21 protein-coding genes are annotated in these 19,856 nt (G+C 69.0%); 9 read left to right on the top strand and 12 right to left on the bottom strand.

Features of this window, described 5'->3' with window-relative positions:
* Together HA630_RS17730 and HA630_RS17725 are read right to left on the bottom strand one after the other, a co-directional pair.
* Positions 1-911, bottom strand: a 911-nt coding sequence (locus HA630_RS17730) for an aminotransferase class I/II-fold pyridoxal phosphate-dependent enzyme (RefSeq protein WP_371809282.1), incomplete at its 3' end; no start/stop codon positions are given.
* Between the two features lie 76 nt (positions 912-987).
* On the bottom strand, positions 988-1,872 hold the full coding sequence (locus tag HA630_RS17725) for a LysR family transcriptional regulator (protein ID WP_166836424.1): 885 nt from the start codon (positions 1,870-1,872) through the stop codon (positions 988-990).
* A 117-nt stretch (positions 1,873-1,989) separates the two neighbouring features.
* On the opposite strand from HA630_RS17725, the gene HA630_RS17720 reads away from it, so the two are divergent.
* Together HA630_RS17720 and HA630_RS17715 are read left to right on the top strand one after the other, a co-directional pair.
* Positions 1,990-3,195, top strand: coding sequence for a M20 aminoacylase family protein (locus tag HA630_RS17720; RefSeq protein WP_166836422.1), 1,206 nt, complete (start codon positions 1,990-1,992; stop codon positions 3,193-3,195).
* Between the two features lie 40 nt (positions 3,196-3,235).
* Positions 3,236-4,234, top strand: a complete 999-nt coding sequence (locus tag HA630_RS17715) for a tripartite tricarboxylate transporter substrate binding protein (RefSeq protein WP_166836420.1) — start codon at positions 3,236-3,238, stop codon at positions 4,232-4,234.
* A gap of 38 nt (positions 4,235-4,272) precedes the next feature.
* Here HA630_RS17715 and HA630_RS17710 read toward each other — a convergent pair whose 3' ends face one another.
* The 7 genes from HA630_RS17710 to rpmH all read right to left on the bottom strand — a co-directional run bounded on the left by HA630_RS17710 (position 4,273) and on the right by rpmH (position 10,049).
* Positions 4,273-4,674 carry a GreA/GreB family elongation factor gene (locus HA630_RS17710; protein ID WP_166836418.1) on the bottom strand — a complete coding sequence of 134 codons (402 nt, stop codon included), beginning with the start codon at positions 4,672-4,674 and terminating at the stop codon, positions 4,273-4,275.
* 289 nt (positions 4,675-4,963) lie between these two features.
* Positions 4,964-5,920: a CDF family Co(II)/Ni(II) efflux transporter DmeF gene (gene dmeF / locus HA630_RS17705; protein WP_166836416.1), complete on the bottom strand. Its 957-nt coding sequence runs from the start codon at positions 5,918-5,920 to the stop codon at positions 4,964-4,966.
* A gap of 47 nt (positions 5,921-5,967) precedes the next feature.
* The gene (gene mnmE, locus HA630_RS17700) at positions 5,968-7,422 is read right to left on the bottom strand and encodes a tRNA uridine-5-carboxymethylaminomethyl(34) synthesis GTPase MnmE (protein ID WP_166836414.1); all 1,455 of its coding nucleotides are present in this window, start codon (positions 7,420-7,422) and stop codon (positions 5,968-5,970) included.
* A gap of 72 nt (positions 7,423-7,494) precedes the next feature.
* A complete protein-coding gene (yidC, locus tag HA630_RS17695) occupies positions 7,495-9,192 on the bottom strand; it encodes a membrane protein insertase YidC (RefSeq protein ID WP_166836412.1) in 1,698 nt (565 codons plus the stop codon).
* A complete protein-coding gene (gene yidD / locus HA630_RS17690; RefSeq protein ID WP_166836410.1) occupies positions 9,189-9,470 on the bottom strand; it encodes a membrane protein insertion efficiency factor YidD in 282 nt (93 codons plus the stop codon). Before yidD ends, yidC begins: the two co-directional genes overlap by 4 nt.
* Complete coding sequence (locus HA630_RS17685; RefSeq protein ID WP_243855506.1) at positions 9,463-9,861, bottom strand: ribonuclease P protein component; 399 nt, start codon at positions 9,859-9,861, stop codon at positions 9,463-9,465. The genes yidD and HA630_RS17685 overlap by 8 nt, the downstream gene beginning before the upstream one ends.
* 53 nt (positions 9,862-9,914) lie before the next feature.
* Positions 9,915-10,049, bottom strand: coding sequence for a 50S ribosomal protein L34 (gene rpmH / locus HA630_RS17680; protein ID WP_101049475.1), 135 nt, complete (start codon positions 10,047-10,049; stop codon positions 9,915-9,917).
* Between the two features lie 247 nt (positions 10,050-10,296).
* Between rpmH and dnaA the strand changes: the two genes are divergently transcribed.
* The 3 genes from dnaA to gyrB all read left to right on the top strand — a co-directional run bounded on the left by dnaA (position 10,297) and on the right by gyrB (position 15,650).
* Entirely contained in the window at positions 10,297-11,712 is a 1,416-nt protein-coding gene (gene dnaA, locus HA630_RS17675) for a chromosomal replication initiator protein DnaA (RefSeq protein WP_166836408.1), read from the top strand.
* Positions 11,713-11,827: 115 nt separating this feature from the next.
* Positions 11,828-12,934 (top strand): DNA polymerase III subunit beta, encoded by a 1,107-nt coding sequence (gene dnaN / locus HA630_RS17670; RefSeq protein WP_166836406.1) that lies wholly within the window; start codon positions 11,828-11,830, stop codon positions 12,932-12,934.
* Between the two features lie 91 nt (positions 12,935-13,025).
* Complete coding sequence (gyrB, locus tag HA630_RS17665) at positions 13,026-15,650, top strand: DNA topoisomerase (ATP-hydrolyzing) subunit B (protein ID WP_166836405.1); 2,625 nt, start codon at positions 13,026-13,028, stop codon at positions 15,648-15,650.
* Positions 15,651-15,737: 87 nt separating this feature from the next.
* On the opposite strand, the gene HA630_RS17660 is transcribed toward gyrB, so the two are convergent.
* Complete coding sequence (locus tag HA630_RS17660; RefSeq protein WP_166836403.1) at positions 15,738-16,157, bottom strand: hypothetical protein; 420 nt, start codon at positions 16,155-16,157, stop codon at positions 15,738-15,740.
* Positions 16,158-16,273: 116 nt separating this feature from the next.
* Here HA630_RS17660 and HA630_RS17655 point away from each other — a divergent pair, with 116 nt between their 5' ends.
* The 4 genes from HA630_RS17655 (at position 16,274) to HA630_RS17640 (ending at position 18,356) form a co-directional block, all read left to right on the top strand.
* Complete coding sequence (locus HA630_RS17655; RefSeq protein WP_166836401.1) at positions 16,274-16,888, top strand: PolC-type DNA polymerase III; 615 nt, start codon at positions 16,274-16,276, stop codon at positions 16,886-16,888.
* A 92-nt stretch (positions 16,889-16,980) separates the two neighbouring features.
* A complete protein-coding gene (locus tag HA630_RS17650; RefSeq protein WP_166836399.1) occupies positions 16,981-17,862 on the top strand; it encodes a plasmid replication/partition related protein in 882 nt (293 codons plus the stop codon).
* Between the two features lie 9 nt (positions 17,863-17,871).
* Complete coding sequence (locus tag HA630_RS17645) at positions 17,872-18,108, top strand: DUF3820 family protein (RefSeq protein ID WP_371809280.1); 237 nt, start codon at positions 17,872-17,874, stop codon at positions 18,106-18,108.
* An 11-nt stretch (positions 18,109-18,119) separates the two neighbouring features.
* Positions 18,120-18,356: a DUF1653 domain-containing protein gene (locus HA630_RS17640; RefSeq protein WP_166836397.1), complete on the top strand. Its 237-nt coding sequence runs from the start codon at positions 18,120-18,122 to the stop codon at positions 18,354-18,356.
* A 16-nt stretch (positions 18,357-18,372) separates the two neighbouring features.
* Here the strand turns inward: HA630_RS17640 and HA630_RS17635 are convergent, their stop codons facing one another.
* A complete protein-coding gene (locus HA630_RS17635; RefSeq protein WP_166836395.1) occupies positions 18,373-19,149 on the bottom strand; it encodes a hypothetical protein in 777 nt (258 codons plus the stop codon).
* Positions 19,150-19,175: 26 nt separating this feature from the next.
* Positions 19,176-19,856 (bottom strand): class II aldolase/adducin family protein (locus HA630_RS17630; protein ID WP_166836393.1); only part of this gene is annotated, 681 nt, incomplete at its 5' end.

Below are 19,856 nucleotides of genomic sequence, written 5' to 3'. Positions count from 1 at the left end.
GCGCCGCGCGCCTTGAAGTCGGCCCGGCGGCGCTCGTATTCGGCCAGGCTGTCGGGCTCGAAACAGGCCAGCGCCGCCTGCTGCGCCACGGTGCTGGCGCAGATGTAAAGGTTTTGCGACAGCCGCTCGACCGCTGGCAGCAGCGCGTCGGGCACCACCAGCCAGCCCAGGCGCCAGCCGGTCATGTTGAAGTACTTGGAAAAGCTGTTCACGCTCACCACATCGTCGCCCAGCGCCAGCGCGGTCTGGCCGTAGCGTGCGTCGTGGCTCAGGCCCAGGTAGATCTCGTCCACCACCGTCGCGCCGCCGCGGGCGCGCACGGTGCCGTGGATGCGGCGCAGCTCGGCCGGGTCGATGGAGGTGCCGGTGGGGTTGGACGGCGAGGCCAGCAGCACGCCCCGCGTGGCCGGGCCCCAGGCGGCGGCAATGGCTGGGGCGTCGGGCTGGTGGCGCTGCGCCGCGGTGGTGGGCAGCAGCACCGCGCGCGCGCCGATGGCCGACAGGATGTGCCGGTTGCAGGGGTAGCTCGGGTCGGGCATCAGCACCTCGTCGCCGGCGTCGAACAGCGCCAGGCAGGCCAGCTGCAGCGCGGCCGACGCCCCGGCGGTGATGGCGATGCGCCGCGCCGGCACGTCCACCCCAAAGCGGCTGGCGTACCACTGGGCGATGCGCTCGCGCAGCGGCAGCAGGCCCAGCGCGTTGGTGTACTGGGTGTGGCCCAGGGCGATGGCGCGTTCGGCGGCGGCCTGCACCCGCGGCGGGGCGGTGAAGTCGGGCTCGCCGATGTTCAGGAACAGCATGCGCGGTGCCCTGGGCGGCAGGGTGGCCGCCAGGGCCTGGGCCTCCTGGGCCACCTGCATCACGTAAAAAGGCTCGATGCGCTGCGCGCGCTGGGACAGGGGAAATGGCATGACAAAACGGCGGGGGTGGACACGGCCCGCCGGCGCCGCGCGCCAGCGGGGCCATGAGGGTAGCACGGGCCGGCTTTCAGCCCGCCAGCCATTGGCGCACCAGTTCGCGCACAATGGCCAGCCCCGGCGCTTCGGCCCGCTGGTCCAGCGTCACCAGCCCGAAGCGGGCGGTGCCGTTCAGCGCCGGCACGGTGGTCAGGCTTTTCAGGTCGCGCCCGGCGGCCTCGATGGTCAGCACGATGGCGTCGCTGTGCCGCGCCAGCTCCACCAGGGTCGGCGTGTCGTCGCAGCGCAGCGTCACCAGGTCGTCCGGGTTGGCGGCCGGGCCGAAGCGCTCGGTCAGCAGGCGCGCCACCTCGTCGCTCAGAGGGGTGGAGGCGATCGGGTAGGCCCGCAAGTCCTCAAACGGCACCGGCGTGCCGCGCTGGTGCAGCGGGTGGCCTGCCCGGCAGAGGAAGCGGCCGGGCATTTCCACCGGGTTCGTCACCCGCAGGTCGGCCGCCGGGCGCAGCGCGCGGATGTCCACCACCGCCGCGTCCAGCCGCCGCGCCCGCAGGGCGTGGATGAGCAGGTCGGTGTGGCCCCGGGCCAGTTCCAGGTGCAGCCGCGGGTGGTGCTGGGCCATGTGCCGCAGCAGCGGGACCGACAGCAAAGCCCCGGGCCCCGAACCCAGGCCGATCCGCACCGTGCCGGTGACGCCGGCCTGCATCTCCCGCCCGAGAGCCTTGAGAGAGTCCGCCTCTTGCACCAGCCGCTGCGCCCGCGGCAGCAGTTGCTGGCCAAGCGGGGTCAGCTCGATGCGGCGGCCCACCCGGTCGAACAAGCGCTGCGCCAGTTCGTCTTCCAGCGCCTGGATGCTGCGCGACAGCGCCGGCTGGGTCAGGCACAGCAGCCGGGCCGCTTTGGCAAAGGAAGCGGCGTCGGCCAGCGCGATGAAGTGCCGCAGTTGAACCAGTGTCATCGCTGTTGCATGAGTTGAAGTTATCAATCAATGTACAACAATGCATTGGACTTGGGGTAAATCGCTTCTTAACATGCAGCAAAGTTCCAGTTGAACCGCTGCCGCAGGAGTTGTGCCATGCCGCCCGTGTCCGAATTGTCTGTGACCCCTGAGGGGCCGGTGCCGCTGCCGGCCGCCCTGGTGGAGGAGTTCGTGGCCGTGCGCCGCGACATCCACCGCCACCCGGAAATGGCGTTCGACGAGCACCGCACCGCCCAGTTGGTGGCCGAGCGCCTGCGCGCCTGGGGCTACCGCGTGGCCACCGGCGTCGGCGGCACCGGGGTGGTCGGGCAACTGGTGCGTGGCCAGGGTGGGGCGCGCATCGGCCTGCGTGCCGACATGGACGCCTTGCCCATTGTGGAAAACACCGGGCTGGCCTGGAGCAGCTGCCACCACGGGGTGATGCACGCCTGCGGCCACGACGGCCACACCGCCATGCTGCTGGCTGCGGCCCGGCACCTGGCCGAACAGGGGCGGTTCGAGGGCACGCTCAACCTCATCTTCCAGCCGGCCGAAGAGGGCGCCGGCGGCGCGCTGAAGATGATGGAGGATGGCCTGTTCGAGCGCTTTCCCTGCGACGCGATCTTTGCCATGCACAACATGCCTGGCCACCCGCAAGGGCAGCTGGTGTTCCGCAGCGGCCCCACCATGGCCTCGTCCGACTACGTCACCGTGACCCTGCACGGCCGCGGCGGCCACGGTGGCATGCCGCACCGCGCCGACGACCCGCTGGTGGCCGCGGCCTCGCTGGTGATGGCGCTGCAAACCCTGGTCTCGCGCAACACCGACCCGCTGCAGCCGGTGGTCGTCACCGTGGGGGCGTTCCAGGCCGGGCAGGCCAACAACGTCATCCCCGACACGGCGCGGCTGGAAATCGGGGTGCGCGCCCTGGACCCCGCGGTGCGCCGCGCCACCGAAGAGCGGCTCAAGGCGCTGGTGCACGCGCACGCGGCCAGCTTCAACGTCCGCGCCGAGGTGGACTGGCGCCGTGGCTACGCGGTGCTGGTCAACGACGCCGAACAGACTCGGCGTGCGCTGGACGTGGCGCTGCGGCATTTCGGCCCCGACCGGGTCAACCCGCACGGCCCGATGCTGACCGGCAGCGAAGACTTCGCCTTCATGCTGGAGCGCGTGCCCGGCTGTTACCTGTTCATCGGCAACGGCGCCGACGGCGAACCGGGCGCCTGCATGGTGCACAACCCGGCCTACGACTTCAACGACGCGAACATCGCCGTCGGCGCGGCCTATTGGGTCGCGCTGGTGCACGAACTGCTCGGCGCCTGAGCCCCTGTTTTCCCCTCACCACAACACACCGGAGACAACCATGACCCCTCGCCACCGCCTGCACGTTCTGGGGGCCTTGCTGGCCGCCACGCTTCTGGGCACCGCCACCGCCCAGGCACAGTCTTTTCCCACCAAGCCCATCAACATGGTCGTGCCCTACCCGGCCGGCGGCCCCTCGGACCACAACGCCCGGCAGGTGCAGCCCCTGGCCAGCCAGTTCCTGGGCCAGAACATCATTGTGGAGAACATCGGGGGCGCCAGCGGCTCCATCGGCGTCTCGCGCGCCCTGGCCGCCCCCGCCGACGGCCACACCGTCATCCTCGGCTCCCCAATGGAGCTGATCCTGACCCCGCTGGCCATCCAGGGCGTGCGCTACAAAACCGAGGACCTGAAGATGGTCGCCCACCTGACCTCGAACAAGATCATCCTGGCGGTGCGCGGCAACCTGGGCGTCGGTGACGTGAGCCAGCTGATGGCCCTGGCGAAAAAATCCGCCCACAAACCGCTGAGTTACGGCAGTGTGGGCAACGGGTCGCTCTACCACCTGATCGGCGAGAAGTTCTCCCAGGACGCGCGCATTCCCCTCGTCCACGTGCCTTACCGGGGCATCGCGCCGCTCATGAACGACCTGTTGGGCGGACAGATCGACATGGCTTTCCTGCCGATGGCCGGCACCATCATGCAATCGGTCGCGGAGGGCAAAATCCGTGGCCTGGGTGTGACGTCCAAAGTGCCGCACCCGGTGTTTGGCCAATACCCGGCGCTGGCCGCCATGCCGGGTCTGGAAGGCATGGAATTCGGCATCTGGGCGGGCGTGCAGGTGCACAAGGACACGCCGGAGGCCGTGGTGCAGCGCCTGAACCAGGCCTTCTACACGGCGCTGCAGAGCCCGGAGGTGCGCAAGTCGTTTGAGGCCAGCGGCAACCAGGTCATGGGCCCGAGCAGCCCGGCGGAACTGACCCGCCTGTTCCAGAAAGAGACCGAACGTTACCGCGCCATCGCCAAAAGCATCAACCTGCAGGCCCAGGCCGGGCAGTAAAGCCCGGTGGCGCCACGGGGTCGGCGCCGCACCCTGCCTCAGGTGACGTAGTCGCCCGTGGCCTCGGGCTGGAACAGGATGGACCCGATCCGCAGCGGCCGGGCCACCCCGTCTGGCGTGTGCGGGGTGACCACCGCGCCCACGTGCTGGCCCAGCAGCGCCAGCCCCACGGGCGAGAGCACCGAGACAAAGCCCCGTTCGGGTTCGGCGTCGTGCGGGTAACAAATGGCCAGGCGTTGCCGTTCGCCGGTCGCCAACTCGGTCACCTCCATCTGGGTGTACATCGTCACGACGTCGGGCGGCACCTCGCGCGAGGGCAGCAGGTCCGCCGCGTCCAGCAGTTGGGCCAGGGCCGGGGGCGGGTGGGCACCGCCAAGTTTGAGCAGGCGAACGTGGTCGAGTTCGGTCAGGCAGCAGGGGCTGCGGTCTATCCAGGGCATGAAACACTCCAGTGGCCGCCTGCACGCGGCAGGCGCCGTCGGTCGCGCTGGGCGGTGGCCCGGCGACTGGAGTTGCGCGAAAAAAGGGAAGGGGGGTGTCGCCGGGCTCAGGAATCTGCGGCCAGGCGGCAGATCCGGGCGCCACCGGTCTGGAGGCGGTGGGGCAGGCACACCACCGCCTGCGGCATCCAGCCGCAAGCGCCAACGGGAGAGGCGTGCCAGTTCAACATAGGCTGGAACTGTAGCGTCCAGGTCGGCGGCTGTCAAACGGCCGGCGGGGTGGCCCCGGTCAGGCCGGCTGGTCCGGCGGTGGGCGGTGGATCTCGATGACGCAGTGCACCAGTTCCTCGTGCAAGGCCAAGGCCTGCCGCGCCTTGTGCGGCGTCAGGTCCGGGTCCGGAGACACCAGCGTCAGGGTGCAGGCATAGGCCCCCCGCGCCACCCGCCAGACGTGCAGATCGACCAACTGCACCGGAGCGGCGCTGTCCAGCGTGTCGATGACCTCGCGAATGTCCTGCACCACCGGGTGGTCCATCTCCCGGTCCAGCAGCACGCGGCCGGTTTCGGCCAGCAGTCCCCGGGCCCAGACGGCGATGAGCCCCGCTCCGACCAGGCCCATGGCCGGGTCCAGCCAGACCCAGCCCCAGACCCAGCCACCCACCAGGGCCACGATCGCCAGCACCGACGTCAGCGCGTCGGCCAGCACATGCACATAGGCCGAGCGCAGGTTCAGGTCGTGGTGGTCATGACCATGACCGTGGCTGTGGTGACCCGCGTGGCCATGGCCGGGGTGCTGCACCCGGCCCAGAATCACGGCGCACACCAGGTTGACCAGCAGCCCCACCACGGCCACCCCGATGGCCTCCTGGAACTGGATGGCCTGCGGCTCGAGCAGGCGTTGCACCGAGGCGACCGCCATCAGCGCCGCCACCCCCAGCAGAAACAGGGCGCTGGCGAAGCCGCCCAGCACCTCGATCTTCCAGGTGCCGAAGGCGAAACGCGGGTCGTGCCGCAGGCGTCTTGAGGCGGCATAGGCCAGGGCACTCACCCCAATGGCCGCCGCGTGCGACCCCATGTGCCAGCCGTCGGCCAGCAAGGCCATGGAGCCCAGCCACCCGCCCGCACCGATTTCCAGCCCCATGGCCACCAGGGTGATCCAGAGCACCGCGCGCGTGCCGCGTTCGGCGGCCTCGTCTGGGCGGTGAAAGTCGTGGGTGTGCTGCCACGGGCGGGCGTCGGAATTCATGGGCTCGGGGGGCGGGGTGCTGATGTGGCTGAAAACCCTGCAGGCTGTCACTTGCCAATGCAGAAGGAGGAGAAGATCACACCCAGCAGGTCGTCGGCGCTGAAGGCGCCGGTGATGTCGTTCAAGGCGTTCTGCGCCAGCCGCAGTTCCTCGGCCAGCAGGTCCAGCGACTGCGCCCGCGCCGCCAGGTGGGCGTCGGCCCCCTCCAGGTGGTCGCGCACCCGGTGCAGGGCCTGCACGTGGCGTTCGCGGGCGATGTACAGGCCCTCGGCCCCGCTTTGCCAGCCGGCCAGTTGCAGCAGGCGCTGGCGCAGCGCGTCCAGCCCGTCCCCGGTTTTGGCCGATAGGCGCAGGTGCTCGTGCGGGTGACCGTCTGCGGGCCTGGCCGCATGGTCGCGGGCCGGCACGCCCGTGCCCTCGGCCGCATCGGCCTTGTTCCACACGTCGATCACCGTCACCCGGTCGGGCAGGCGGCGCGCCAGCAGCGCAGCGATGTCGGCGTCGGCCTGGCGGTAGCCGGGCGCGTCGGTGCGCGTCAGGTCGTGCAGGAACAGCACCGCGTCGGCGCCCTGGATCTGGTCCCAGGCGCGCTCGATGCCGATGCGCTCCACCGCGTCGATGCCCTCGCCCTCGCGCAGCCCGGCGGTGTCGATCACGTGCAGCGGCACGCCTTCGATCTGGATCGTTTGTTGCACCACGTCGCGCGTGGTGCCGGCGATCGGGGTGACGATGGCCAGCTCCGCCCCGGCCAGGGCGTTGAGCAGCGAGCTTTTGCCCGCGTTGGGCTGCCCGGCGATCACCACCTTGATGCCTTCGCGCAGCAGCGCACCCTGGCGGGTTTTCTGCAGCACCGTGTTCAGCTGGGCCTGCAACCGCGTCAACTGGCCTTGGGCGTCGGCTTTTTGCAGGAAATCGATCTCTTCTTCGGGGAAGTCCAGCGTGGCTTCCACCAGCATGCGCAGGTGCACCAGGGCCTCGCGCAGGGCCCCGATTTCCCGCGAAAAATCGCCCGACAGCGAGCGCGAGGCACTGCGCGCCGCCGCTTCGGTGCTGGCGTCGATCAGGTCGGCGATGGCCTCGGCCTGGGCCAGGTCGATTTTGTCGTTGAGGAAGGCGCGCTCGGTGAACTCGCCCGGTTGGGCCAGGCGCAGGCCCGCCAGACGCGGGCGGCCCGTGGTGGGCTCGGACTCGGCGGCGGCCGCCAGGCAGCGCGCCAGCAGCAACTGCAGCACCACCGGCCCGCCGTGCGCCTGCAACTCCAGCACGTCTTCGCCGGTGTAGGAGTGGGGCGCGGGAAAGTGCAACGCCAGCCCGTGGTCGATCGGGCTGCCGTCGCCGTCGCGGAACGGCAGGTAATGCGCCTCGCGCGGGCGCAGCGGTTTGCCGCACAGCGCCTGCACCAGCCCGTCCAGCCCCCGGCCCGACACCCGGACGATGCCCACCGCGCCCCGGCCCGGGGCGGTGGCGATGGCGACGATGGGGTCTTGGTGGCGCGGCAGCATGGGTGGCAAAGGCGGGTGGGCGGGGCGCCAGGCCCCGACAGCACAAGGGCCGCGCTGGGCGGCCCTGTCGGCTTATTTGAATTTGGGCAGGTTGAACTTCAACGGCACGCCCATGCTGTGGTTGATGTAGGCCTGCTGCGCGATGGTCAGCACGTTGTTCGTGATCCAGTACAGCACCAGGCCGGCCGGGAAGAAGAAGAACATCACCGAGAACACCACCGGCATCATCCACATCAGCTTGGCCTGCAGCGGGTCCGGCGGCAGCGGGTTCAGCGCGGTCTGGAACACGGTGGTCAGGGCCATCACCAGCGGCAGGATGTAGTACGGGTCCGGCGAGGACAGGTCCACGATCCAGCCCATCCAGGGGGCGTTGCGCATTTCCACGCTGGACAGCAGCACCCAGTACAGGGCGATGAACACCGGGATCTGGATCAGGATCGGGAAGCAGCCCCCCAGCGGGTTGACCTTCTCCTCCCGGTACATCTTCATCATCTCCTGCTGCATCTGCTGCGGGTTGCCCTTGAGGCGCTCACGCATTTCCATGATGCGCGGGTTGATCGCCTTCATCTTGGCCATACTGCGGTAGGCGCTGGCGTTGAGCCAGTAGAAGGCGGCCTTGATCAGCACCACCAGCAGCACGATGGACCAGCCCCAGTTGCTGACGAAGCCGTTGATTTTTTCCAGCAACCAGTACAGCGGCTTGGCCAGGATGGTCAGCCAGCCGTAGTCTTTCACCAGCTCCAGGCCCGGTGCCAGCAGTTCCAGCACCTTTTCTTCCTGCGGGCCGACAAAGAGTCGGGACTCCAGCGTCTTGGTTTCGCCCGGGGCCACCGTGCCCAGCGGGGTCAGCATGCCGGCCGCGTACAGGCCGCCCACCTTGCGCACGAAGTTTTCGCGCTCGATACCCTGGCCCAGCAGCCAGGCGCTGGCAAAGTAGTGCTGCACCATGGCCACGTAGCCGTCGCTCGCGGTTTTCTGGAAGCTGGCCTTGTTCTTGTCGATCGCCTCGAACTCGACCTTTTCGTACTTGGCCGCGTCGCTGTAAATGGCCGGGCCGGTGAAGGTGGAGTAGAACGGCGTGTCGCTCTCGGCCTTCATGCCGTCGCGCACCAGTTGCAGGTAGACCTGCGGCGCCACCGCGGCCGTGCCCTGGTTGCTCACCTCGTGCCGCACCGCGATGTCGTAGGCGCCGCGCTGCAGGGTGTAGGTCTTGGCCAGCACCACGCCGTTGACCGGGGCCGACTCGAAGCGCAGCGTCAGGCGGTCCTGGCCCTCGGCCAGCACCGGCTCGCCCGACACCAGCCGCATCGGCGTTTTGTGGGTCGGCAGTTCGGTGCCGGCCGCGCCGATCAGGCCGGTCTGGGCCACGTAGGTGCGCTGGGCGTCCTGCACCAGCAGTTGCAGCGGGGTCTGGCCATCGCGCAGGGCTTTGCCGGTTTCGGCCGCGTGCGGCAGGATGCTGGCGCCCACCAGGGCACCGCCTTCGCTGTCAAAGGTCAGGGCCAGCACGTCGGTGCGGGCGGTGTGGGTGGTGCGCGGGATCGCCGGTGCCGGGGCCTCGGCACCCGGCACGGCGTGGTCGGCGCCGGTCACGGCGCGACTGGCCGGCGGCACGGTGCTGTCGGCCGGGGCCTGGGCCGACGCCTTGGGGGCGCTGCTGCCCGGGAAGAAGGTGGCCGGGTTGCCGTTGTAAATTTGCCACTGATCCCAGATCAGGATCAGGGAGAAACCAAAAATCACCCAGAGGATGGATCGGCGGATGTCGCTCATGACGGTTTCTTTTCAGAGGGGTCTGACAGGAGGGAGGAGAACGGCCGTGGGAGGCGATCGGGCACCGGGTCGCACCCGCCGGCGCACCAGGGGTGGCAACGGCCCAGCCGGCGCAGGGTCAGGTAGCTGCCCCCCAAGGCGCCGTGGCGGTTCAGGGCGTCCAGCGCGTAGGCGGAGCAGCTGGGCGCGAAACGGCACGACGAGCCCAGCCAGGGGCTGAGCAGCAGGCGGTAGCCCTGCACCAGGAGCACCAGCAGGCGGCGGGGCCAGTCAAGCACGGCGCTTTCCGTTCAGCAGGCGCAGCAATTCCGCGCGCACCTCGCGCTTGAGGGCGTCGGACGTGGCGCTGGGAAATTGTTCACGCGAATAGCCGCTGCGCAGGCGCACCACCACGGCTTGGCCGGGCCAGAGTTCCGCGCAGGCCTGGGCCACGGCGTAAATCTGGCGGCGCACCGCGTTGCGGGTGACCGCGCGTTTGGCCCAGCGTTTGGGGATCAGCGCCCCGATCCAGGGGCCGGCACCGGGGAACAGGGCGCTGCCCTGTTCCAGGCGGCCGACCGTGGCGGCATGCAAGGCGAAGTGCGCCGTTTTCACCGCCGGCGGAAACGCCATCACCGCATCGAACTGCGGCCGCTGGCGCAGGTGCTGCCAGCGTGGGGCCCCGGCCAAGGGGGCAGGGGCTGGGTTGTCCAGGTCCACCCGCACCGCAGGACGGTTCAGCCTCAGACGGCCAGGCGCTTGCGGCCCTTGGCGCGGCGGGCGTTCAGCACGGCGCGGCCACCGCGGGTCTTCATGCGGACGAGGAAACCGTGGGTGCGGGCGCGCTTGATCTTGGAGGGCTGGTAGGTGCGTTTCATGGTGCGTTCCAGTCGGGGCCACGGCCGGTTGGCAATGGTGGTCCCGAATAAAGGGTGGGTAAGTTTTCGAGGAAACCCTAGATTATTGCAAAAAATCCGGCATTGGCCAAATCCTGCGCCGCGGCCGACCCGCCTGCTGCGCCCGGGGGCATGTGGATAACTCGTCCGGGGCACTACAATGCGCGCTGGTTTCAGCCCCGGCTGTCCACACCCCCCCGCTGCCGTTTTTCCCGTTTCCGACCGATCCATGAACCCCTCCCGTCCCCCGTCAGACACCCCGCTGGGCGCCGCCGATCTGTGGCTGGCCTGCGTCGAGCGTCTGGCCCAGGAATTGCCGGAGCAGCAGTTCAACACCTGGATCCGGCCGCTCAGCGCCAAGGTGTCCGACGGCTGTGACAAGGTCACTCTGGCGGTGGCCAACCGCTTCAAGATGGACTGGATCCGGGCCCAGTACGCGAACAAGATCGTCGCCGCCCTGCAGGACCTGATGGGCCAGGAGGTGGCGCTGGAGTTGGTGCTCGCTCCGCGGGAAGTCCCTGTGAAGTCTGGCTTGTCGCCGCGCACCGCGCAGGCGCTGCAGGACCCGATCTTCGCCGAGCTGCCCGAGGTGCCGGCCCCGGCCGAGCCCAAGGCCGACGCCCACAAGCACCGGCTGAACACGGCGCTGACGTTTGCCACCCTGGTGGAAGGGTCGGCCAACCGCATGGCGCGCGCCGCCGCCATGCACGTGGCCGGCAGCCCGGGCCAGCTCTACAACCCGCTGTTCGTGTACGGCGGCGTGGGCCTGGGCAAGACCCACCTGGTGCACGCCATCGGCAACCAGCTGCTGGCCGACAAGCCCGGGTCCAAAGTTCTCTACATCCACGCCGAGCAGTTCGTGTCGGATGTGGTCAAGTCCTACCAGCGCAAAACGTTTGACGAGTTCAAGGAACGCTACCACTCGCTGGACCTGCTGATCATCGACGACGTGCAGTTCTTTGCCAACAAGGAACGCACCCAGGAAGAGTTCTTCAACGCCTTCGAGGCGCTGCTGGCCAAGAAGAGCCACATCGTCATGACCAGCGACACCTACCCCAAGGGCCTGGCCGACATCCACGAACGGCTGGTGTCGCGCTTTGACTCGGGCCTGACGGTGGCGATTGAGCCGCCCGAGCTGGAAATGCGGGTGGCGATCCTGATCAGCAAGGCCGAGGCCGAAGGTGCCGCCATGCCCGAGGACGTGGCGTTTTTCGTGGCCAAGAACGTGCGCTCCAACGTGCGCGAACTCGAAGGCGCGCTGCGCAAAATCCTGGCCTACAGCCGCTTCAACCAGAAGGAAGTCTCCATCCAGCTGGCGCGCGATGCCTTGAAAGACCTGCTGAGCATTCAGAACCGGCAGATCAGCGTGGAGAACATCCAGAAAACCGTGGCCGATTTCTACAAGATCAAGGTCGCGGACATGTATTCCAAGAAGCGGCCGGCCAACATCGCCCGCCCGCGCCAGATCGCCATGTTCCTGGCCAAGGAGCTGACGCAAAAAAGCCTGCCCGAAATCGGCGAGCTGTTCGGTGGCCGCGACCACACCACCGTGCTGCACGCGGTGCGCAAGATCGCCGCCGAGCGCCAGACCGTGAGCGAACTGAATCAGCAGCTGCACGTGTTGGAGCAGACCCTCAAGGGCTGACCATGGCCCGCCACCGCGCCCCGGCCGGCACCGCCCGGCAAACCTGCAACAATGTCGGCTGGCGCGCGCTCCGGCCCGCCACCCCGAGACGAGACATCCCCCAGAAAGCACGCGCATGATCGTTTTCCAATCGACCCAGGACAAAGTGTTGGCGGCCTTGCAATCGGTGGCCGGCATCGTGGAGCGCCGGCACACGCTGCCGGTGTTGGCCAATGTGCTGATCCGCAAGACCGGTGGCCAGCTGCAGCTCACCACCAGCGACCTGGAAATCCAGATCCGCACCCAGGCCGACCTGGGCGGCGACGAGGGCAGCTTCGCCACCACCGTGGGCGCGCGCAAGCTGATCGACATCCTGCGCACCCTGCCGGCCGACCAGCTGGTGAGCCTGGAGTCGCAGATGTCCAAGCTCGTGCTCAAGGGCGGCAAGTCCAAGTTCACCCTGCAGACCCTGCCGGCCGAGGACTTCCCGCTGGTGCAGGAGTCGCCCAGCTTTGGCCCGGTGTTCAGTGTGCCGCAAAAAACCCTCAAGGGCCTGCTGGGCCAGGTGAGTTTTGCCATGGCGGTGCACGACATCCGCTACTACCTCAACGGCATTCTGTTCGTGGCCGAGGGCAAGACCCTGAGCCTGGTGGCCACCGACGGCCACCGCCTGGCGTTTGCCAGCGCCGAGCTGGACGTGGAAGTGCCCAAGCAGGAAGTGATCCTGCCGCGCAAGACGGTGCTGGAACTGCAGCGCCTGCTGAGCGACAAGGACGGCGCCATCGAGCTGCAGTTCGCGGCCAACCAGGCGCGTTTCCGCTTCGAGGGCATGGAATTCGTCACCAAGCTGGTCGAGGGCAAGTTCCCCGACTACAACCGCGTCATCCCGCGCAACCACCAGAACATCGTGGTGCTGGGCCGCACCGCGCTGCTGTCGGCGCTGCAGCGTGCGGCCATCATGACCAGCGAGAAATTCAAGGGCGTGCGTCTGAACGTGGAGCCCGGCTCGCTGCGGGTGGCCGCCAGCAACGCCGACCAGGAGGAGGCGGTGGACGAGCTGGACATCGAGTACGGCGGCGACGCCATCGAGATCGGCTTCAACGTCACCTACCTGATCGACGCCCTGACCAACATGGGCCAGGACATGGTGCGGGTGGAGCTGGCCGACGGCAACTCCTCCGCGCTGGTGACCATTCCCGACAACGAACGATTCAAGTACGTGGTGATGCCGATGCGCATCTGACGGGGCGCCCCGGGCCCCGCGCCCGCCACCCCACCCCGAACCCGCGCACCCGTGCGGGTTTGGGCTTTTGAAGACACCCGAGATTTCGACCATGACCGACCCGACCCAGCCCACCACGCCCGCCACCGAGGCCTTCACCACCGCGCAGCCGACGATCGACGCGCACCAGGCCGGGGCGTCCGAGGGCTACGGCGAAGGCGCCATCCAGATCCTGGAAGGCCTGGAGGCGGTGCGCAAGCGCCCGGGCATGTACATCGGCGATACGAGCGACGGCACCGGCCTGCACCACCTGGTGTTCGAGGTGGTGGACAACTCCATCGACGAAGCGCTGGCCGGGCATTGTGACGACATCGTCGTGACCATCCACAGCGACAACTCGATTTCCGTGACCGACAACGGCCGCGGCATCCCGACCGGGGTGAAGCTGGACGACAAGCACGAGCCCAAGCGTTCGGCGGCTGAAATTGCGCTGACCGAGCTGCACGCCGGCGGCAAGTTCAACCAGAACAGCTACAAGGTCTCGGGCGGCTTGCACGGCGTGGGGGTGAGCTGCGTGAACGCGCTGAGCAAGTGGTTGCGCCTGACGGTGCGCCGCGACGGCAAGGTGCACCAGATCGAGTTCGCGCGCGGCTTTGTCCAGAACCGCCTGCTGGACACGGTGGACGGCGTGGAGGTGAGCCCGATGAAGGTGACCGGCGCCACCGACAAGCGCGGCACCGAGGTGCACTTCCTGCCCGACACCGACATCTTCCAGCAGAACCACGATTTCCACTACGAAATCCTGGCCAAGCGCCTGCGCGAGCTGAGCTTTCTGAACAACGGCGTGCGCATCCGCCTGAAGGACGAGCGCAGCGGCAAGGAGGACGACTTCTCCGGCGCCGGCGGCGTCAAGGGTTTTGTGGAGTTCATCAACGCCGGCAAGAAGGTGCTGCACCCGACCGCCTTCCACGCCCTGGGCGAGCGCCCGGCGGACAGCTACGGCGGCATTCCCGGCACCAGCATCGGCGTGGAAGTGGCCATGCAGTGGAACGAGAGCTACAACGAGAACGTGCTCTGCTTCACCAACAACATCCCGCAGCGCGACGGCGGCACCCACCTGACCGGCCTGCGCGCGGCCATGACGCGGGTGATCGGCAAGTACATCGCCGACAACGAGATCGCCAAAAAGCAGAAGGTGGAGGTCAGCGGCGACGACATGCGCGAGGGCCTGTGCTGCGTGCTGAGCGTGAAGGTGCCCGAGCCCAAGTTTTCCAGCCAGACCAAGGACAAGCTGGTCAGCAGCGAGGTGCGCGCGCCGGTGGAAGACATCGTGGCCAAGGCGCTGACCGAGTACCTGGAAGAGCGCCCGCAGGACGCCAAGCTGCTGTGCGGCAAGATCGTGGAGGCCGCGCGCGCCCGCGAAGCCGCCCGCAAGGCGCGCGAGATGACGCGCCGCAAAGGCGTGCTCGACGGCATGGGCCTGCCCGGCAAGCTGGCCGACTGCCAGGAAAAAGACCCGTCGCTGTGCGAAATCTACATCGTGGAGGGCGACTCCGCCGGCGGCTCGGCCAAACAGGGCCGCGACCGCAAGTTCCAGGCGATTCTGCCCCTGCGCGGCAAGATTTTGAACGTGGAGAAGGCGCGTTACGAAAAGCTGCTCTCCAGCAACGAAATCCTCACGCTCATCACCGCCTTGGGCACCGGCATTGGCAAGGCCAGCGCCGACGAGTACAACCCCAAGGGCAAGAGCGGCGCCGACGATTTCAACATCGACAAGCTGCGCTACCACCGCATCATCATCATGACCGACGCGGACGTGGACGGCGCCCACATCCGCACGCTGCTGCTGACCTTCTTCTACCGTCAGATGCCCGAGCTGGTGGAGCGCGGGCACATCTACATCGCCCAGCCGCCGCTGTACAAGGTGAAGGCCGGCAAGGAAGAGCTGTACCTGAAGGACGCCGCCGCCCTGGACGGCTTTTTGCTGCGCATTGCCCTGAAGGATGCCAAGGTGGCCACCGGCGGCGCGGCCAACACCGTGCTGGAAGGCGAGACCCTGGCCGAACTGGCGCGCAAGCACCAGGTGGCCGAAAGCGTGATCGCGCGCCTGAGCGCCTTCATGGACGCCGAGGCGCTGCGCGCGGTGGCCGACGGCGTGGCCCTGAACCTGGACGACATGGAGCAGGCCGCTGCCAGCGCCGCCGCCCTGCAAGTGGCGCTGCGCGAACTCAACACCACCGGTGTGCCGGCCGAAGTGGCCGCCGAGTTTGACGTGCGGGCTGATAAGCCGATCCTGCGCATCAGCCGCCGCCACCACGGCAACATCAAGAGCAGCGTGATCACGCAGGACTTTGTGCACGGTGCCGACTACGCCGCCTTGGCCGAGGCCGCCGACACCTTCCGCGGCTTGCTGGGCGACGGTTCGCGCGTGATGCGCGGCGAGGGTGAGCGCCAGAAGGAAGAAAAGGTGGGCGACTTCCGCCAGGCCATGGCTTGGCTGATTGGCGAAGCCGAACGCACCACCGCCCGCCAGCGCTACAAGGGTCTGGGCGAAATGAACCCCGAGCAGTTGTGGGAAACCACCATGGACCCGAACGTGCGCCGCCTGCTGCAGGTGCGCATCGAAGACGCCATCGAGGCCGACAAGGTGTTCACCATGCTGATGGGCGACGAGGTCGAGCCGCGCCGGGATTTCATCGAGACCAATGCCTTGCGCGCAGGGAACATCGATGTTTGATAAAAATAATTTTTGAGGTATAAATGAGCCTGGCCCAGCCAGGCTTTTTTGTGGAGGCCTCTGAGTAACCTCGTGCGGAACCCTGCCTCAACCCTGACTTCCACCCCGCCGCAACCGCGCCACTTCCTCGGTGAGCGCCGCCACCTGGGCCAGGGCCGCGTCCAATGCGGCCCGCAGGCGGTGCACCTCCTGCGCCAGGTCGTCGGCCACGGCGGTCACGCGTTCGCGGTTGGCTTCGCGGGTGTCGGCCAGTGTCGCGCTCAGGCGGTCCAGCCAGGCCATCACCTCCCGCCGGGTGCTGTCCTTGTGCAAGGGCGTTTGCAGGGTGGCTTTTTTCACATCGGCGCGCCGGCACAGCTCGGACTGGGTAACGCGCCCGTGGTTGTAGGGGTAGATGCCGTGGTGGGCAGTGATGTCGGCCTCGATGTCTGCCATGGCTTGGTGCAGCCGCTGCAACATGGCCTGGGTGCGCGGGTTGGGGGCGTCTGGGGTGGGGGAAACGGTCATCGCGGGGCCACTGATGGAGGGGATGGGTTGGCAAACGCCTATGCTACCAACGGCCGGGCGGCGGCGCCCGCCGTGCGTTCGGCGTACAGTGTGGTTCCGTTTGCCCCCACCGCCCCATGACCCGCATCGCCGTCATCGACTTTGAAACCACCGGCATGTCGCCCCTGTATGGCGACCGACCGACCGAGGTCGCCATCGTCATGACCGAAGGCGGTCGTGTCGTGGACCAGTTCCAGAGCCTGATGAACCCGCACCGGCGCATCCCCGGCTTCATCGCCCAACTCACCGGCATCACCGACGCCATGGTGCGCGCCGCCCCGCCGGTGGCCACGGTGATGGCCGAGGCCGCCCGCTTCGTTGGCGCGGCGCCGCTGGTGGCGCACAACGCGTCGTTCGACCGCAAGTTCTGGCAGGCCGAGCTGGCGGCGCTGGGCCTGGACGCGGCGCAGCCCTTTGCTTGTACCGTGCTGCTGGCGCGCCGGCTGTACCCGCAGGCGCCCAACCACAAGTTGAGCACGCTGGCCCATTACCTGGGGCTGGCGCGCGAAGGCCGGGCCCACCGGGCCCTGTCCGATGCCCTGGTGACGGCGGCGGTGCTGGGCCGCATCCAGGCCGACCTGACCGAGCGGCACGGCCTGCCCGACGCCGGGCACGCGGTGCTGAGCGGTTTGCAGCAGTGCAGCCGCGCCGCGGTGCCCGGCTGGCTGCAACGCCACGCCCACGCCGCCTGAGCCGGCCCGGGACTGCCTACAATGCAGCCCCTTCGCCCGTCCGGCCCGCGATCCACCCTTTCCCCGCCGCCTCCAGCGGCCCCGCCCCGCCCATGCACCTCGTCGTTGACCCCGAACTCCAAGCCTACATCGACCCCCTCACGCCCGACGAACACGCCGCGCTGGAGCGCAGCCTGCTGACCGAGGGCTGCCGCGACGCCCTGGTGCTGTGGGGCGACCTGCTGGTGGACGGGCACAACCGCTACGCCATCTGCCAGAAGCACGGCCTGCCGTTCCAGACCGTGCAGAGCCAGCTGTTCCAGAGCCGGGAGGACGTGCTGCTGTGGATGATCGACCAGCACCTGGGCCGGCGCAGCGTGTCGGATTTTCAGCGCGGGGTGCTGGCGCTGCGCAAGCGCGATCTCATCGACCAGCGCCGCGCGGCCTACTTGGCCGCGTCGGCCGCCCAGGCACCCGCGCCCGGTACCGACAGCGACGCCGACGACGACCTTCCGTGGGAGGGGGAGGCCACCCCGGCCATTGCCGCGCTGACGCGCCCGCTCAAGAGCCGCGAAGACATCGCCCGCGCCGCCCGCCTGTCCAGCAACCAGGTGGTGATGATCGAAAAAATCCACAAGCAGGCCGCGCCCGAGGTGGTGACGGCGGTGAAGGTCGGCGCCCTGTCCCTGAACGCCGCCGCGGCCGTGGCCACCCTGCCGCCCGAAGAGCAGCAGGCCGCCGCCAGCGCAGGCATGCCGGGCCTGAAGCAGGCCGCCAAGCGCGTGCGCGAGGCCAAGCGCAAACACCGCGAAGCGGCCGTGCCGGCCCCTGCCGACGCCGGGACCGCCGCGCCGGTGGCCGCGGGTGCGGCCGACGAGCTGGCGCAACTGCGCCGCCAGGTGCAGCAGCTGACCGCCGAAAACCAACAGCTGCGCAAACAGGTGGCCACGCTGCTGGAGCGCCAGCTGGCGCCCGGCACCCCGGCCGCGGACTGACGCCCCGCCGTGGACCCGTTCGATCCCCGGCAACTCCAGCGCCTGCTGACGGTGGAGATGCCCTATGGCAAGTACCAGGGTCGGGTGATTGCCGACCTGCCGGGGCATTACCTGAACTGGTTCGCCCGCGAGGGCTTTCCTCGCGGCGACCTGGGCCGCCTGCTGGCCCTGATGCAGACCATCGACCACAACGGTTTGTCGCACCTGCTGCAGCCCCTGCGCGCGGCCCAGTGCCCCCGAACCTGAACGCCCTCACCATGCCCACCCTGCACATTCCCCCACACCTGCAAACCGGCTGCCGTCTGCGCCATTACAAAGGCGGCGCCTACGAGGTGGTCGGCGCCTGCGTCATCGAAGCCACCGGCGAGACCGGCATTCTGTACCGGCCGCTGCAGGGCGACGCCACCGACTTGCTGTGGATGCGACCCGCCCCGGCCTTCGACGATCTCGTGGCCACGCCGCAGGGCGAGGTGCGGCGCTTCCAGCCCTTGTGAGCGGCCCTGGCCGCGTTCAGGCGCTGACCGCGGTGCGGTGGGCCAGCAGGGTTTTCGCGGCCTCCAGGCGCCAGGGCAGGGGCACATGGGGTGCGTTCATCACGGCCAGCAGGAAGGCGCGCGGGTCGGTGTGCACGCCCAGCGACGGCTCGCCGTCCAGCGGGGCTTCGGTCCACAGGTCGGCCGTGGGTGCGGTCTGCGGGGCCTGGGTGGGTGCTGGCACGGCCGTTTCAGGGGCCGGATGCAAGCGGGCCCAGGCCTGCCGCCACGCGGCCGGCGCCGCGGGCCGCAACCGGGCCAGCAGGTCGGCCTGGGCCTCGGGGTTGGGTGGGGTGTCCAGCCACGGGTCGTCCGCGAACATGGGGGCCAGGCCGGGCGCCACGAAGGCGGACCAACGCCCACCCTGGTCGGCCGGCACGGGCGCGGCGTGGCGTAGGCCGTTGGGGCCGTCGGGCGGGGTGGGCCAGCAGCGCAGCCGGGCCGCCGGGGCCTCGGGCAGGTAGCGCCGCACCAGCGCTTGCAAAAAGCGGTGGGCCTCGGCCGCCGGCACCGGGTCGGCCAGGGCCAGCCACAGTTGCCCGCCGTCCACGCCCGAGACGGCCAGCGCCGGGGCGGGCAGTTCCAGGTCGTCCTGCACCGCGGCCCACAGCGCCGCCAGCGCGGTCCAGTCCGGCGGGCGGGCCAGTTCCAGCACCAGGGCGCGGGTGCGCCCGTCGGGCGTCAACAGGGGCTGGCCGTCGGCCGGTGCCGGGGTCAGGTAGAGGCGTTGCAGTTCGGTGGGCAGGCGGTCCATGGGGTGGGGACTCTACCGCACCCCGCTCAGGTTTTGTAGCCGGGGTCCAGGCGTTCGACCTTGCGCAGCAGCGCCGGCCAGGCCAGTTGCGCGCCCTTGCCGCCGGTGGCGGTGCGCATCACGTGCCCCATGTTGTTCAGGATGGCCGGGTCCACCTCGACCAGGGCGCCGCCGGCCTGGGCGTCGATCTGGATGCGGCAGGTGTTCTCGAAGGTGTACATCGCCAGAAAGGCCTCGGCGATGCTGGTGCCCACGGTGAGTAGGCCGTGGTTGCGCAGCATCAGGTAGGTGGCCTGGCCCAGGTCGGCCTGCAGGCGCGGCTTTTCGTCGTCGCGCAGGGCCACGCCCTCGTAGCCGTGGTAGGCCAGCGAGGCCAGCACGAAGGTGCTCTGCTGGCTGATGGGCAGCACCCCGCAACGCTGGGCGCTCACCGCCACCCCGGCGCGCGAATGGGTGTGCAGCACGCACTCCACCTCGGGCCGGGCCTCATGCACCGCGCTGTGGATGACGAAACCTGCCGGGTTCACCTGGAACGGTGTGTCTTGCAGCTTGTTGCAGGCCATGTCCACCTTGATCAGGCTGGAGGCGGTGATCTCGTCGAACATCAGCCCGAAGGGGTTGATGAGGAACTGGTGGTCGCCGCCGGTGACGCTGTCGGGCAGCTTGACGCTGATGTGGGTGAAGATCAGGTCGCTCCAGCCGTAGGC

The organism is Aquabacterium sp. A08 (assembly GCF_011742065.1).
Note: the sequence above shows the minus strand (reverse complement) of the source record. Positions and strands in the feature narration are given on the sequence as shown.

What these genes read in the sequence shown, in the direction of transcription:
- HA630_RS17660 (WP_166836403.1), bottom strand. Translation starts at nt 16,157, where the DNA reads ATGACCGTTTCCCCCACCCCAGACGCCCCCAACCCGCGCACCCAGGCC.
- HA630_RS17640 (WP_166836397.1), top strand. Translation starts at nt 18,120, where the DNA reads ATGCCCACCCTGCACATTCCCCCACACCTGCAAACCGGCTGCCGTCTG.
- rpmH (WP_101049475.1), bottom strand. Translation starts at nt 10,049, where the DNA reads ATGAAACGCACCTACCAGCCCTCCAAGATCAAGCGCGCCCGCACCCAC.
- HA630_RS17725 (WP_166836424.1), bottom strand. Translation starts at nt 1,872, where the DNA reads ATGACACTGGTTCAACTGCGGCACTTCATCGCGCTGGCCGACGCCGCT.
- dnaN (WP_166836406.1), top strand. Translation starts at nt 11,828, where the DNA reads ATGATCGTTTTCCAATCGACCCAGGACAAAGTGTTGGCGGCCTTGCAA.
- dnaA (WP_166836408.1), top strand. Translation starts at nt 10,297, where the DNA reads ATGAACCCCTCCCGTCCCCCGTCAGACACCCCGCTGGGCGCCGCCGAT.
- HA630_RS17710 (WP_166836418.1), bottom strand. Translation starts at nt 4,674, where the DNA reads ATGCCCTGGATAGACCGCAGCCCCTGCTGCCTGACCGAACTCGACCAC.
- HA630_RS17635 (WP_166836395.1), bottom strand. Translation starts at nt 19,149, where the DNA reads ATGGACCGCCTGCCCACCGAACTGCAACGCCTCTACCTGACCCCGGCA.
- HA630_RS17715 (WP_166836420.1), top strand. Translation starts at nt 3,236, where the DNA reads ATGACCCCTCGCCACCGCCTGCACGTTCTGGGGGCCTTGCTGGCCGCC.
- yidC (WP_166836412.1), bottom strand. Translation starts at nt 9,192, where the DNA reads ATGAGCGACATCCGCCGATCCATCCTCTGGGTGATTTTTGGTTTCTCC.
- dmeF (WP_166836416.1), bottom strand. Translation starts at nt 5,920, where the DNA reads ATGAATTCCGACGCCCGCCCGTGGCAGCACACCCACGACTTTCACCGC.
- gyrB (WP_166836405.1), top strand. Translation starts at nt 13,026, where the DNA reads ATGACCGACCCGACCCAGCCCACCACGCCCGCCACCGAGGCCTTCACC.
- HA630_RS17655 (WP_166836401.1), top strand. Translation starts at nt 16,274, where the DNA reads ATGACCCGCATCGCCGTCATCGACTTTGAAACCACCGGCATGTCGCCC.
- HA630_RS17720 (WP_166836422.1), top strand. Translation starts at nt 1,990, where the DNA reads ATGCCGCCCGTGTCCGAATTGTCTGTGACCCCTGAGGGGCCGGTGCCG.
- mnmE (WP_166836414.1), bottom strand. Translation starts at nt 7,422, where the DNA reads ATGCTGCCGCGCCACCAAGACCCCATCGTCGCCATCGCCACCGCCCCG.
- HA630_RS17650 (WP_166836399.1), top strand. Translation starts at nt 16,981, where the DNA reads ATGCACCTCGTCGTTGACCCCGAACTCCAAGCCTACATCGACCCCCTC.